The 13542-nt window shown below is 73.4% G+C and carries 13 protein-coding genes; 3 read left to right on the forward strand and 10 right to left on the reverse strand.

Going from position 1 to position 13542, the window contains the following annotated elements:
* Positions 1-20: 20 nt before the first annotated feature.
* The 7 genes from WCD41_RS10095 to WCD41_RS10125 form a co-directional block, all read right to left on the reverse strand.
* Positions 21-1052 (reverse strand): alcohol dehydrogenase catalytic domain-containing protein, encoded by a 1032-nt coding sequence (locus WCD41_RS10095; protein WP_337713261.1) that lies wholly within the window; start codon positions 1050-1052, stop codon positions 21-23.
* Positions 1049-2401, reverse strand: coding sequence for a malate dehydrogenase (locus WCD41_RS10100; RefSeq protein WP_337713262.1), 1353 nt, complete (start codon positions 2399-2401; stop codon positions 1049-1051). Before WCD41_RS10100 ends, WCD41_RS10095 begins: the two co-directional genes overlap by 4 nt.
* A complete protein-coding gene (locus tag WCD41_RS10105; RefSeq protein ID WP_337713263.1) occupies positions 2398-3030 on the reverse strand; it encodes a BMC domain-containing protein in 633 nt (210 codons plus the stop codon). The genes WCD41_RS10100 and WCD41_RS10105 overlap by 4 nt, the downstream gene beginning before the upstream one ends.
* Positions 3027-3848, reverse strand: a complete 822-nt coding sequence (gene eutJ, locus WCD41_RS10110) for an ethanolamine utilization protein EutJ (RefSeq protein WP_337713264.1) — start codon at positions 3846-3848, stop codon at positions 3027-3029. Before eutJ ends, WCD41_RS10105 begins: the two co-directional genes overlap by 4 nt.
* 5 nt (positions 3849-3853) lie before the next feature.
* Positions 3854-5242: an aldehyde dehydrogenase family protein gene (locus tag WCD41_RS10115; RefSeq protein WP_337713265.1), complete on the reverse strand. Its 1389-nt coding sequence runs from the start codon at positions 5240-5242 to the stop codon at positions 3854-3856.
* Positions 5243-5273: 31 nt separating this feature from the next.
* A complete protein-coding gene (locus tag WCD41_RS10120) occupies positions 5274-5561 on the reverse strand; it encodes a BMC domain-containing protein (RefSeq protein ID WP_337713362.1) in 288 nt (95 codons plus the stop codon).
* 91 nt (positions 5562-5652) lie between these two features.
* Positions 5653-5937: a EutN/CcmL family microcompartment protein gene (locus WCD41_RS10125; protein ID WP_337713266.1), complete on the reverse strand. Its 285-nt coding sequence runs from the start codon at positions 5935-5937 to the stop codon at positions 5653-5655.
* 217 nt (positions 5938-6154) lie between these two features.
* On the opposite strand from WCD41_RS10125, the gene WCD41_RS10130 reads away from it, so the two are divergent.
* The 3 genes from WCD41_RS10130 to WCD41_RS10140 are packed head-to-tail and all read left to right on the forward strand — an operon-like array spanning position 6155 to position 8812.
* Positions 6155-7147, forward strand: a complete 993-nt coding sequence (locus WCD41_RS10130) for a DUF7064 domain-containing protein (protein ID WP_337713267.1) — start codon at positions 6155-6157, stop codon at positions 7145-7147.
* The gene (locus tag WCD41_RS10135) at positions 7144-8097 is read left to right on the forward strand and encodes an HAD family hydrolase (protein ID WP_337713268.1); all 954 of its coding nucleotides are present in this window, start codon (positions 7144-7146) and stop codon (positions 8095-8097) included. The genes WCD41_RS10130 and WCD41_RS10135 overlap by 4 nt, the downstream gene beginning before the upstream one ends.
* On the forward strand, positions 8090-8812 hold the full coding sequence (locus WCD41_RS10140) for a tyrosine-protein phosphatase (RefSeq protein ID WP_337713269.1): 723 nt from the start codon (positions 8090-8092) through the stop codon (positions 8810-8812). The genes WCD41_RS10135 and WCD41_RS10140 overlap by 8 nt, the downstream gene beginning before the upstream one ends.
* Before the next feature lie 19 nt (positions 8813-8831).
* Here WCD41_RS10140 and WCD41_RS10145 read toward each other — a convergent pair whose 3' ends face one another.
* The 3 genes from WCD41_RS10145 to WCD41_RS10155 all read right to left on the reverse strand — a co-directional run bounded on the left by WCD41_RS10145 (position 8832) and on the right by WCD41_RS10155 (position 13476).
* On the reverse strand, positions 8832-11360 hold the full coding sequence (locus WCD41_RS10145) for a pyruvate, phosphate dikinase (protein ID WP_337713270.1): 2529 nt from the start codon (positions 11358-11360) through the stop codon (positions 8832-8834).
* Positions 11357-11977 carry a hypothetical protein gene (locus tag WCD41_RS10150; protein ID WP_337713271.1) on the reverse strand — a complete coding sequence of 207 codons (621 nt, stop codon included), beginning with the start codon at positions 11975-11977 and terminating at the stop codon, positions 11357-11359. Before WCD41_RS10150 ends, WCD41_RS10145 begins: the two co-directional genes overlap by 4 nt.
* Before the next feature lie 65 nt (positions 11978-12042).
* A complete protein-coding gene (locus tag WCD41_RS10155) occupies positions 12043-13476 on the reverse strand; it encodes a hypothetical protein (RefSeq protein WP_337713272.1) in 1434 nt (477 codons plus the stop codon).
* Positions 13477-13542 lie beyond the last annotated feature (66 nt).

The raw sequence follows: 13542 nt of genomic DNA on the forward strand, positions 1-13542 counted from the left end.
CACACCTCCGGGGCCGACCGCTACGGGCGGATCAGCGTCTTGAGCGTAAGTCGTTCGGCGGTCCGCCGGTACGCCTCGACGGCCCCGTCGAGACCGACCCGGTCCGTGGCGACCACGCTCGGGTCCAGCACCCCGGCGCGCACGAGCCCCAGGAGGGGCTCGGCGTCGCGCATGACGTCGCCGATCGCGAACGAGAAGGCGAGCTCGTCGGTGAAGGCCCGGGCGGCGGGCACCTCGACGGTCCCGGCCGGGACCCCGACCGAAGCCACGTGCCCGCGCCGGCGCACGAGCTCGAGAGCGAGGCCCAGGCCGCGCTCACCGCCGACGGCGTCCACCACCACGTCCGCGCCGCGGCCGTCCGTGGCCGCGTCGACGACCTTGCGCGCCTGGTCGGGACCCGCCGCGAGGGCGCCCTCGCGCGCGGCGACGTGCCGGCGGTCGGCCACCGGTTCCACCACCACGACGACACCGGCGCCGATCGCCTGCGCCACGAGGCTGGCGACCTGGCCGACCGGTCCCCCGCCGAGGACGGCGACCGTGTCACCCGGCCCGGTCCCGGCGCGCCGCAGCGCCGCGTATCCGGTCGCCGCGGTGTCGCCGAGGAAGACGGCGGCGTCGAGGTCGATGCCCGCCGGGAGCGGGACGAGGACCGTGTCGGCGTGCGGCACGCGGACGAGCTCGGCCTGCGCCCCGGCCAGCGGCGGCCCGAAGACGGTGCCGGTGCCGAAGAAGCGGCGGTCGGAGCACTGCCAGTGATCGCCACGCCGGCACCACCAGCACCGTCCGCAGGCGGTGTAGTCGGCGCCCACCACCAGGTCGCCGAGCGCGTGCTCGCGCACCTGGTCGCCACGCTCGACGACCTCGCCGACGAACTCGTGCCCGAGGACGAAGCCCCGTGGGACCTGATCGGGGTGCGCCAGCACGTGCAGGTCGGTCCCGCACACCGCGGCCCGTCGCACCCGCACGATCGCGTCGGTGGGCGCGCACAGTCGCGGGTCGGGCACGTCCTCGACGCGGACCTGGCCGTGACCGGCGTGCACGACGGCCTTCATGACGCGACGGCCATCGCCCCGAGCCGCGCCCGGATGCGCTCCCCGGCCTCGCGGAGTGCGGCGAGCTCCGCGGGCGCCAACGGGATCGTCACGATCTCGCGGAGCCCGCCCCGGCCGAGCCGGACGGGCAGGCCGACGTAGACGTCACGGATGCCGTAGGAACCGTCGGCGAGCACGGCCGCCGACATCACCTCGTCGCTGTCGCGGACCATCGCGAGCACCATCCGCGCCGCCGACGTGCCCGGGGCCAGGAACGCGCTGCCGGTCCGGAGCAGCCCGACCACCTCGGCCCCGGAACCGCGGGCCCGGTCCACCACGGCGTCGAGCTGCGCCGGGGGCACGATCTGCCCGAGGGAGGAACCGTCGTGCGAGGCCCGCGAGAGCGGGATGACCATCTCCTCGCCGTGGCTGCCCAGGGCGATCGCGTCGACCGACCGTGGTCGCAGGGAGCCCTCCACGCCGACCAAGGCCTGGAACCGGGCGGTGTCGAGGACCCCGGCCATCCCCAGCACCCGCGACGACGGGAAGCCCGAGGACGTCCAGGCGTGCTGGGTCATCTCGTCGAGCGGGTTGGTGACGACGACGATCACGGCCTGCGGTGAGGTGGCGGCCACGCGGCGGGCGAGGTCGCCGACGATCCCGGCGTTGGTGCTGACGAGGTCGGCCCGCGTCATGCCCGGCTGCCGTGCCCGGCCGGCGGTGATGACGACGTACTCCGCCGGGCCGGCCTCCTCCACCCTGCCCACGCCCCGGACGCGGGTGGCGAAGTCCGAGAGCGGCGCCGTGTGCTGGAGGTCCAGCGCGATGCCGGCGGCTCGCCCCTCGTCGATGTCGACCAGCACGACCTCGTCGAAGACGTCGGCGTCGGCCAGGCGCATCCCGGTGATCATCCCGACGTGACCGGCCCCGATCACCACGGCGCGCCCGGTCCGCCGCGCGCCGCCGTCGAGCCCGGCGGGCAGGGGCGCACCCCGCCGGAAGAGCGCGGGCGACGGGGGGCGCATCGTCCGCACCGGCCCGCCGGTCCCGGGCGACCCGACCGAGGTCGGGGGCAGGGGCGTCGCCGGGGAGGGAGCCGGTGAGGGAGCCGGTGAGTCCGAGCCGTGGCGTCGCTGCCCGGCCGTGGTCGACGAGCTCGCCGTGCCGGGTGGGCGATCCGTCGTCCCCGACGACACCGTCGCGGCGGTGGCCGGCGGGCGGTCGAGCGCATCGGCGGATGTGACGGCGACGCCGAGCTCGTGCGCGCGGTCGCGGGCCAGCGGGGTCACCACATCGCCCGGGGCGACCCGGAGCGCGACGCCGCGCGCCGCGGCCGCCTCGACGTCCGTGGTGCCCCAGACGGCACTCACTTCTCCTGACCTTTCATCTCCTCGAGTGCCGCGACCGCGGCGTCGCGGGCCGACTGGACCTCGCTCTCGGTGCCGGACAGGAACATCCGGCCGAAGCGGCCGACGGCGCGCAGCTCGATGACGGTGATCGAGGCGGCCTTCTCGGCCTCGTTCGCGGCGACGGAGATGTAGGCGGCCGGCGCGACCTCCATGATGAACAGGCTCTGCCCCGGCATGAGCATGCTGCCCTTGCGCCACTTGTTCAGCAGCTGCGCCTGGTAGGGGTGCACGTTGGTGATGAACTGCGTCGAGGCGATCGTGGGCCGGATGCGGTCGGTCTCGACGAGGCCGTACTCGTCCAGGACGGCCTGACCGGAGGCGAGCACCTCGGCCTGCTGCTCGGAGTGGATCTCCAGCAGGCCGAACTCCCGCTCGATGATCTGCAGGGCGGGGCGGACGCCGGCGGCCTTGAGGGCGATGTCGGCGGCGCGGAAGACCTCGTTGCCCGGCGCCATCTCGATGTAGAGCTCGGCCATGCCGGCGATCGGCACGTCGCCGGGGCTGGTCGCCGCGATGTGGGCGGCGCACTGCGGCTGCATGCGGTCGACGAAGGCGTAGGTGCGCAGGGACGGGCCGCTCGCGGACGTCATGGTGCCGACCTCGCGATCCCGAGAGGGGTGATGAGCAGGGCGTGCGGGTGGGTCACGACGGTCCTCTGCAGGTACTGCGCCAGCACGTCGCCGGCGCGGGGGATCATGAGGGCGCCGCCCGCCAGGTGGAGGGGGAGGTCGGCGTCGGTGCCGCGGGTCATGGCGCGGATCGACTCTGCGATGCGGTGCAGGCCCGGGGTGAGGATCGGGAGGGCGTCGGTGGGTCGCTCCCGTTTGAACCGCTCGGCCTCGCCCGTCTCGACGCCCAGCGCGCCGGCCAGGACCAGGTCGAGGTGGTGCCCGCCGCCCGGACGGTCGTCGAGGCGCTCGAGCCGGCCGTCGCGGAAGACCCCGACGCCGGTGGAGCCACCACCGACGTCGACCACCACGCCGTCGGTGATCTCGAGCGTGCGCTGCGCGGCGGTGACCTCGTCGACGAGCGTGACGTCCTCGAAGCCGGCCGTCTCGCAGACGTAGGTGCAGGCCCGCGCGTCGGCGACCGGGATGCAGGGCGGGTAGGCGGTGGCGGCGGTCGACAGCTCCGTGCCGAGGGCGTCCACGGCGCGGTCACGCAGCGCGCGCACCGTGGCGACGGCCCGAGCGAAGTCGACGACGACACCGTCCTGGAGCGCTCCGGAGCCCGCGGACTCGACCCACACGGGGCAGTCCCCCTCGTCGGAGCTGTCGAGGACGACGAGCACGCAGCTGGCCGTGCCGAGGTCGACGCCGACCCGTGGCCGCCGCGGGGTGCCCTCCGGCGGCTTCCCCATCTGGTCCGCCGCGGCGGCGAGCAGGGCGTGGGGATCGCCGCCCGCCACGGGGCTCAGACCTCGACGCTGTCGTAGACGCTGCGCCATGGCCGGACCTCGTGGGCGACTCGCTTGATGTTGATCAGGTGCAGGGGCGTGACGTTGTCCGAGCAGATCGAGCCGCTCCAGGTCCCGGTACCGAGCTGGAAGGAGGGGTCGACGTCGGTCGAGTAGCCCATCCCGCCGAACAGGGCGGGGGTGTTGACGACGATGCGCCCCGCCGGCAGCGCCGCGAACGGCGCGAGCTCCGCGGGATCGGCGGCGTGCACCGCGGTGGTGTGCCCCTCCCCGCCCAGCGCGAGGATCTCCCGGCACCGCGCGAGGCCGGCCTGCGGGTCACGGGCCCGGTAGACCGACAGGACCGGGCCGAGGATCTCCCGCGAGAGCGGTGTCGTCTCGGCGACGGTGTCGAGCTCGCAGGCGAGGACCCGCGTGGCCTCGGGCACCGCGAACCCGGCGAGCTGCGCGAGGCGGCGCGCGCTCTGGCCGACGCTCGCCGGGCGCAGGGCGCCGCGGTCGTCGAAGAGCACGTCGACCAGCGCGGCCTGCTCGGCGGCGTCCATCCAGTGGGCGCCGCGGTCGGTGAACGCGCGCAGGAAGTCGCCGGCCACCGCGTCCACGACGACGACCGACTGCTCGGCGACGCAGGCCGTGCCGTTGTCGAAGGACTTCGACGTGATGATCATTTCGGCTGCCTCGGCGGCGTCCGGCACGCTGGCGCCCACGTAGGCCGGCACGTTGCCCGCGCCGACCGCGATCGTCGGCTTGCCGCTGGAGTAGGCGGCGCGCACCATGCCCGGCCCGCCGGTGGCGAGGACCAGGGCGATCTCGTCCCGCCGCATGAGCTCGGCGGTGGCCGCGAGCGTCGGCGACTCCAGGCAGGACACGATGCCGTCCGGGGCGCCCGCCTCGACCGCGGCATTGGCCATGATCTCGGCCGCCCGCAGGGTGCACCGGGCCGCCCGCGGGTGCGGGGCGTGGACGACGGCGTTGCCCGACTTCACCGCGGCGAGGCTCTTGAACAGTGCTGTCGAGGTGGGGTTGGTGACGGGGATGATCCCGGCGATCACGCCCATGGGGCTGCCGATGGCGGTGACGCGGGAGACCTCGTCGGTCCAGAGCACGCCGACGGCACGGCGCTCGAGCATCCAGCGGGCGACGAAACCGGTGTTGTACCGGTTCTTGTGGATCTTGTGTTCGTAGACGCCGTAGCCCGTCTCGTCGACGGCCAGCCGCGCCAGCTCCTCGGCGGCCTTCGTCCCGGCACGCGCCATCGCCCGCACATAGCCGTCCAGGGTCTCCTGGTCGACGCCCTCGAGCCGGCGGACGGCCTCGTGCGCCGCCCTCGCCTTGCGGCGGACGTCCGCGAGACCGGCGAGGTCGGCATCCCACGTGGCGGTCATGTCTCACCTCCTGGGTCAGTGGTGGGACGGATCAGCCCTTCGGGCGCGCGAGCACGGTGAGGATGCTTTCCGTCTCGTCGTGCGGGCGCGGGATGACGTGCACCGAGACCACCTCGCCGGCCTTGCCGGCGGCGACCGCGCCGGCGTCGGTGGCGGCCTTCACCGCGCCGACGTCCCCGCGGACCATGACGGTCACGAGGCCGCCGCCGATCTCGCGGTGGCCGAGGACCTGCACGTTCGCCGCCTTCACCATCGCGTCGGCCGCCTCGATCGCCCCGACGAGGCCCTTCGTCTCGATGAGGCCGAGTGCGCCGCGCATCGCGACGGCGCCGTTCGTGCTCGACCCGGCCGGGGTCGTCGCCGTGGTTGCCATGTGGTCCTCCGTGTGTCTCTGCTGGGCCCGGCCGGCGTCAGGCCGAACGGGAGCTGGCGGTGCCGTTGCGGATGACCGAGTCGGCGATGGCGACGACGGCCCGGTCGGTCGGCGACCGGGATCCGGCGGCCACCCGCGCGGCGCTGCCGGTCGTCATCAGGACGACGTCGCCCTCACCGGCGCCGATGAGGTCGACCGCGACGCACGTCGGACCGACCCGGCCCTCCTCGGTCGTGTCCTGGACGAGCAGGAGCGAGACGTTGTCGAAGCCGGGTGCGCGCACCGTGGCCACGACCTGGCCCACCACGCGTCCGAGCAGCATCTCGGCGCCTCCTGTGACCGCGTCGTCCCCACGAGCCTGTGAGCCAGGTCTCGTACCGTGGCCCGGACGCTAGGCCGGGGAGCGGGTCGCGAGCATTGTCCCGCCCGGACAACGTCGGCGGGCTCCGCTGTCCCGGGTCACCCTGGTTCGCGCCGTCGTGAGGGCGGACGCTTCTCGTGATCCACGACACCACCGTGCCGCGCCCTGGAGGTCATCGGTGATCCGCGACGAGGACGCCCAGTTCCACCCGCCGACCAGCGACGACCCCGCCCAGGATCCGCGCCTGTGGGCGGAGACCAACTACTTCGGCCTGTACGCGGGGCAGGACACCGAGCAGCCGGTGAACATCGGGCTCTACGCCCTGCACCGCAAGACGATCGGCATGGTCGGGACCACGGTGTCGATCAACTCCCGGCGGGTCCGCGAGCCCTGGGCCGCGGAGTACTGGGACTCCCAGAACCTCCCCGCGCCCGACAGCCTGCTCGACTACGAGCTGCTGAACGGGCTCAGGGTGGTGTGCACCAAGCCGAACCAGGTCTGGGACGTGGACTACTCCGACCCGGCGGCCGGCGTGGAGATCCACTTCCGCTACACGGCGATCATGCCGGCCTACGACATCAACGACCCCGACCAGGACCCGCTCGCCGCCGACCGGGACATGGCCAAGACGTGGGGCCACGCCTACGCCGGGCACTTCGACCAGTCCGGGCGCTACGAGGGCGAGGTGTCGGTGCGGGGACGGACCCTGCCGATCGACTGCGTCGCGACGATGGACCACAGCTGGGGGGTCCGCGCCGAGCGCCAGACCTCGCGCCTGTCGTGGATGCACGCCCACTTCGGCGAGGACCTCGTCGTCCACGGCCTGTTCGACTTCGACACGAGGAACGGACCGGACGGCGAGTCACCGCTGCGCCTGACCCACGGCTACCTGGTGGAGGGCGGCGAGATGTACGGGCTCTCGGGCGGCTCCGGCGTGACCCGGCGGCGCGGGCTCTACCCCGACCGCATCGAGATCGAGGTCAGCGCCGGCGACCGGAGGATCGCGGTCGCCGGGGACGCGCTCACGACGTTCCCATGGTTGTCCCAGCCGGGCGTCGTCGGGCACAACGTGCTGCTGCGCTGGACGAACGACCGCGACGACCGGGTCGGGTTCGGCGAGTGCATGGACTTCATCGGCCTCGGCGAGCTCGGGGAGATCCACAGCCGATGAGAGGACCCGTGCGGGCGGTCGTCTTCGATCTGGACGGGACACTCGTCCAGACCCGGGTCGCGTCGTGGGAGGTCTTCGCACCGATCAGCCGGCGCCACGGGCTCGGGGTCGACACGCCCGCGCAGTACTTCGAGCTCTTCCGTGGCAACGTCTTCACCTCGATCCGCGGGCTGTGCTCCGACGACGAGCAGGCCCGGGCCGCCACCGCGGACTTCCTCGCCGCGCTGCGCGCGGACTACGCCCCTCCCCTCGTGCCCGGCATGCACGCCGTGGTCCGGCGCCTGGCCTCGGAGTGCACGCTCGCGGTGATGTCGTCGAACGCCATGGAGGTCCTGCGCCGGGTCCTCGTCGACAACGAGCTGGCGTACTGCTTCGCCCACGTCTTCGGCGGCGACGTGGCCCCGGACAAGCGCGCCGCACTGCGCGCCTTCCTGGCCGACGCCGGCAGCGGCTACGGCCGGCGCTGCTCGGCCGACTACGACGAGGCGGGCGAGGCGGAGCGGCCCGACCCGTCGACCACGGTGCTGGTCACCGACACCGCCGGGGACGTGCGTGACGCGCGCGAGGTCGGTGTCCGCGTGGTCGGCGTGACCTGGGGGATGCACTCGGCCCGGGAGCTCACCGAGGCCGGCGCGGAGTTCGTCGCGCTGTGGCCGCAGGAGGTGCTGTCCCACCTGCTCGGCGACGACGCCGCGCGCGAACCGACCGGTGCCTGTGCCGTCCCCGGCGCCGCGGCGCCGGCGCCGGGCACCGCGACGGACTGCGGGTGCGGGTGCACCGGCGCCGGCAGCGTCGAGGAACGACCCGGGGAGAGACGGCGCCGCCGGCGACGGGAAGCCGTCACGACGGTGCCGGCCGTGCCTCCTGACGAGGACCCCCGCACCAACGGCCACCGCCCCGCCGCATCCGACGACGTCCTCGAGGCGATGCGCCGGATCTGTCGTGGCTGACTCGCCCGCCGGCACGCTGAACTTCCGCGACCTCGGTGGGCTCCCCGCGGGAACGGGCCGTCGGACCCGCCACGGCGTGCTCTTCCGGAGCGATACGCTTCAGGCCCTCACCGACGCCGACGTCGGCATGCTCGTCGAGCGCCTCGGCCTCGAGGCGGTAATCGACCTGCGGGTCGGACCCGAGGCCGTCGAGCAGGGTCGGGGGCCGCTGGTGACCCGCGACGTCACCTACCTCAACGCTCCGCTGCGCGAGGCCGAGCCGAACGACGAGCCGCCGGCGCGCCAGGCTCTCCTGTTCTCCCTGCAGCACCTCGAGGCGCCGACCTCGGTGCTGGGCTCCGTCGTCCGGGCGGCGGCCGCGTTCGCCGGCCGCCCGACCGTGGTGCACTGCGCCGCCGGCAAGGACCGCACCGGCCTCGTCGTCACCCTCCTGCTCGCCCTCGCGGGCGTCGAGACGGAGGCGATCGTCGCGGACTACCTGGCCAGCGGCCCGAACATGGACGCGGTGGTGGCGCGCTTCGCGACGTGGCCCCGCTACCGCGCGCACATGGCGAGCGTGGCCCCGGAGCTGTACATGGCCCACGAGCCGACCGTCCGGGGTGTCCTCGACGCGCTCGACGAACGCTTCGGTGGCGTGCGCCGCTGGGCGACGGCTCGCGGGATCGACGCCGCGCTGCTCGACCGGTTCCCGGAGCTCCTCACCGAGCCCGGGTAGGCCTCACCCAGCCGGCGCCTCACCCGGCCAGCGCCGCCCGCCCCAGCCCCAGCAGCAGGGGGCGGACCTCGGGGAGGTCGACCGCGTAGCGGCGGAAGCCGAGCCCGTGCAGCGTGGCGGCGACGGTGTCGGAGACCGAGCCGCTGAGCCGCACACCCGTTCCGGTCGGCACGTCCCGCAGGAGGTGCACGACGACCGGGTCGAGCTCGTGGCGCGGGTCGACGGCGAGCAGCCCCCGCGCGATGTAGGAGTCCAGCGGCTCGGCGGTGAGGAACTGTCGGGCCGGGATACCGAACATGGCGGCCTGGAGCGCGCGGACCTCCAGCCAGACCACGTCGCTGAGCGCGGCCAGCTCCGTGGCGGCCAGCACGGCCCGGGGACTCGTCAGGTAGGTCCCGACGCCCGGCGCGTCGGCACCGTCGGCACCGTCGGCACCGTCGGCACCGTTGTCGAGGCCGGCCAGTGCTCGGGCCTCGGACGGATCGGAGACGTGGCGGACGGCGAGGCGCAGCCGGCCCGTGTAGCCGGCCGAGCTCGCGGCGCGGACGAGGCCCTCGCGCTGGGCGCGGATCAGGTCGGGCACGCCGAGCGGCAGCGCGAGCTCGGGGTGGCGTGTCGTCACCGCGGTCTGCTGGAGGAGCTCGCGGGACTCGTCGGCGAGGAGGTCGATCGCGCGCACGTCGACATCGCGCACCCCCTGCTCCCGGGCCGCCACGAGGAGCGGCGCCAGCTGCCCGGCGATCGCGTCGCGCACCTCCGAGAGCGCGCCGACGCCGTTCAGCCCCTTCTCCAACAGCGTCTCGACCAGCCGGTTGAGATCGCCGGACGCGGCGAGCACGTCGTCGATCGCGGTGACCACACCGGTCGCGCCCGCGGCGCGGGCGGTGTCGACGTCGACCGGCAGCGTCACCCGCGCCAGCACCTCGCTGCCGGCGGACTCGGCGGCCGCGGCGAGCAGGGTGTCCATCGCCTCGTTCGCGGCCGCCGGCGTCGTCGCCGGCAGCGCGAGGGCGAACAGCTCCCCCGACCCCCCGTCGAGCGAGACCTCCTCGCCCTCGGACAGCGTGCGGTCGCCGATGCGGACGGTGCGGGCGGCGTCGTCGATCTCGAGGGCCGCGGCACCGACGACGCAGGCCGTGCCGAGCGCGCGGGCCACGACCGCGGCGTGGCTCGTGGAGCCGCCGGTGGCGGTGACGATGCCGGCGGCGGCGATCATCCCGTGGAGGTCGGCGGGGCTGGTCACCGAGCGGCCGAGGATCACCGACGCCCCGGCGTCGGCGCGGTTGCGGGCGCGGTCGGGGTCGAGCACCAGCTCGCCGGAGACCTGCCCGGGGCACGCGCCGATGCCGGTGAGCAGCACCTGGCCGTCGTCGCGGGCGGCGGCGAGGGCGTCCGGGTCGAATCCGGGCCGCTGCGCCTGCCGCAGCTGGTCGGCGGTCACCAGCCCGAGCGCCCGGGCGGCGCTCGCCGTGCCGTCGCCGAGGAGGTCGGCCGCGATCCGCACCGCGGCCTCGGGCGTGCGCTTGGCGCTGCGGATCTGCAGGAAGTAGAGGACGCCGTGCTCGACGGTGAACTCGATGTCGAGGACGTCGCCGTGACGGGCCTCCAGCTCGGCGCCGGTGCGCTCGAGCTCGGCGAGGAGGTCGGGCGGCAGGGCGTCCTGCACGCGGTCGGGGGTGCGGACGCCGGCGACGACGTCCTCGCCCTGGCTGTGGGCGAGGTACTCGCCGTAGAGGCCCGGCTCGCCGGTGACGGGGTCGCGGGTGAAGGCCACGCCGGACCCGGAGGTGTCGTCGAGGTTGCCGAACACCATGGACTGCACGACGACCGCGGTGCCCATGTCGTGCGCGATGCCGTGGTGGTCGCGGTAGGTCCGCGCGCGGCGGGTGTTCCACGACCGGAAGACGGCCTCGACCGCGTGGACGAGCTGGTCCCACGGTGTGGACGGCACGCTCTCGGAGAGCTCGTCGTCGAGCGCCGCCTCGGCCGCCGCCCAGACGCGGTCGTAGACGTCGGCCGGATCGTCGCCGGGGGCGGCCTGCGCGACGAGGGCGTCGACCGCCGGCCGGTCGTCGAGCGCGCCGAGGACGATCTCGGAGTACATCGCGTGGAAGCGGGCGACGAGGTCGGCCATGAAGCGTGTGTCGGAGGACCGCTCGGCCAGGGCGACAGCCGCGTCGCGGGAGAGACCGAGATTGAGGACGGTGTCCATCATCCCCGGCATCGAGACCGGCGCCCCCGAACGCACCGACAGCAGCAGCGGCTCCGGTCCCCTGCCGAACGACTTGCCCGTCGCCGTCTCCAGCGCGCCGAGCCGGGCGCGGAGCTCGTCCTCGAGCCCGTCGGGGAACGCCCGGCGGTCGAGGTAGACGTGGCAGGCGGCGGTGGTGACGACGTAGCCAGGCGGCACCCGGAGGCCGTCCCGGGTCATGCGCACCAGTCCCGAGCCCTTGCCGCCGAGCTCGTCGACGTCGACCGGCCCGTCGTCGGTGAACGCGCGGGTGTGGTGCACGACGGTCGAGCTCCGCTCCGCTTCGTCTCCCGTCACTCCGCGCGCTCCCGACCCAGGGTGCGCAGCAGGTCCTCGTGGAACTCGAACCAGATGTTGTGGACCGAGTCGCGGGTCGGCGCCGAGACGAGGTCGTGGTCGCCGGTGTCGATGGCCTCGAGGGCGGTCGCGAAGCGGGTGGAGTAGAGCGAGAAGCGGGCGTCGTGCCCGGCCAGGGCACCGATCAGCGGCTCGAGGCGCCCGACCAGGCGCTCGATCCTGGTGATGACCTTCTCGTCGTAGGCCGCGTCGGCATGGTCGTTGGTGACCTTGCGTCCGCCGACCTCGACCTGCTGCCAGGACGACATGGCCGTGAGGAACTGGGCGTTGGTGGTCTCGAACCTCTCCACGAGGGCGAGGACGTCGCCGTCGGCGCGGACCGGCGCGTAGACCTCGGCCGCGGTCGCCGCGAGGGCGGGCTCGGCCTCGTCGGTGGGCAGGGCGGCGCCCCCCGCGACCACCGCGAACCCACCGCCGGACAGGCTCTCCAGGCGTCCCTCGACGTCGCCGGCCGGCATCCCGGTGACCGCGGCGATCGCCGTGGCGTCGGCCATCTTCTTGAGGGCCAGGACGTTGAGCACGTCGTAGTCGGGCTTGGCCAGGGTCGTGACGGTCATGTGCCTCCCTCCGGTCGGCATGTGAGCACTTTCCGGGCCCCTGGGCCCGGAAAGTGCTCACATGGCTAGAGCCAGCGGTACTTCGACCGGGTCGGGCTGATGCCGTCCGGGAAGGGCAGGTAGCCGGCGCCCGAGAAGATCTTGCTGGGCACCGTCTCCTGCGCGAATCCCCGCTTGGTGATGTCGTAGTAGTAGTTCGCGACGCGCTGGTCGATCTCCCACAGGTCGTAGTCGCGGCAGGCCTTCTCGTACGTGCCGGCCTTGCGCATGTGCGGGAGGATCATGTCGATGTAGTAGACGTACTGGCCGTTCCAGATCAGGTCGCGGCGGCACATCTTCGACGTCTTCGTGTAGAGCTTCAGCGTCGCGGTCTGGATGCGGCCGAGGTGGTCACCGAGCTGGCTGATCGGGATGTTGTAGACCTCGCCCATCGGGGTGTCCCACTTCTCGCGGGCGAACACCGCGCCGCCCACCACGGCCTGCAGGTAGTTCTTCGGCCGCGTGAAGGTGGTGGAGATGTCGTTCACCCGGATCTCCTCCAGGCTCATGATCTCCGGGTCGATGATCAGGGCGAGCGTGTAGACGTGCGGCAGGCCGGCGTCCTCGCAGACGTCGCTCCAGTGGAAGACCTCCTCGTTGACGAAGAGGTCGCGCAGGATCAGCAGCTTGCCGTCGGGCAGCTCGTACGGGCCGGTGTCCCCGAGACCGAGCCGGCAGTCGTAGTGGTCCAGGAAGGCGAGCAGTTCGGCCGCCGCGTTGAACTGCGTGAAGGCGTGGTGCTGCGGGCTGTCGGGCTCGAGCTCCTCGACCTGGTTGACGATCGAGTCGAGGAAGTCCTGCTCGTGGATGCGGCAGCGGTAGCGGTCCTGCGAGTTGAGGATGTAGCCGTCCTGGCGCTTGCCCCACAGCACGCGCTGCATGAACTTGAGGATCTCGTTGGACTCCTCGACGTACTCGTCGGGCTTGATCGCCTCGAGCGCCAGCAGGCCGCAGCGGCCCATGCCGAAACCGACGGCACCGATGCACCAGTCATGCACCGCGTTGACCTTCGTGCCGATCTCGCGCCGCGCCGAGGCCCCGATGTCCATGATCCCCTGCGCGCCGCCGACGGCCTCGGTGGTCATCGCCATGAGCTCCGGCCACCGGTAGAACTCGTGCATGAAGGCCAGGATCTCGTACTCCTGGCGGGGGATCATGCCCGAGACGCCCTCGGTGGCCCGCATGACGAGCACGTCCCAGATGTTCCAGGCCAGGTAGTTGTTGAGGTCGTTGAGCTCGGGAATGGTGAAGTGGTCGCGGAGGACGTCCTCCTTCGAGACCTTCTCCAGCACGCCGGACTGAGCGCGCTCCCTCATCATCTTGTCGCCCTTGATCCCGTCGGTGACGGGCTCCATGCCGACGAAGTTGCCGGTGTAGGTGAGGTCCTGGAAACGGAGGCCGTCATCGCCCTCGTCGTAGCGCTGGCGGAAGGTCGCGCGCTTGCCCTCGGTCGTGGTCACTGTGCTGTCAGCTCCTGGCGTGGTCGGTGGTCAGCGGGGAGGTCGGCTGCTCGCGGTGCTCGTCGG

It is taken from the genome of Actinomycetospora aeridis, from assembly GCF_037400275.1.
Lineage (GTDB): Bacteria > Actinomycetota > Actinomycetes > Mycobacteriales > Pseudonocardiaceae > Actinomycetospora > Actinomycetospora aeridis.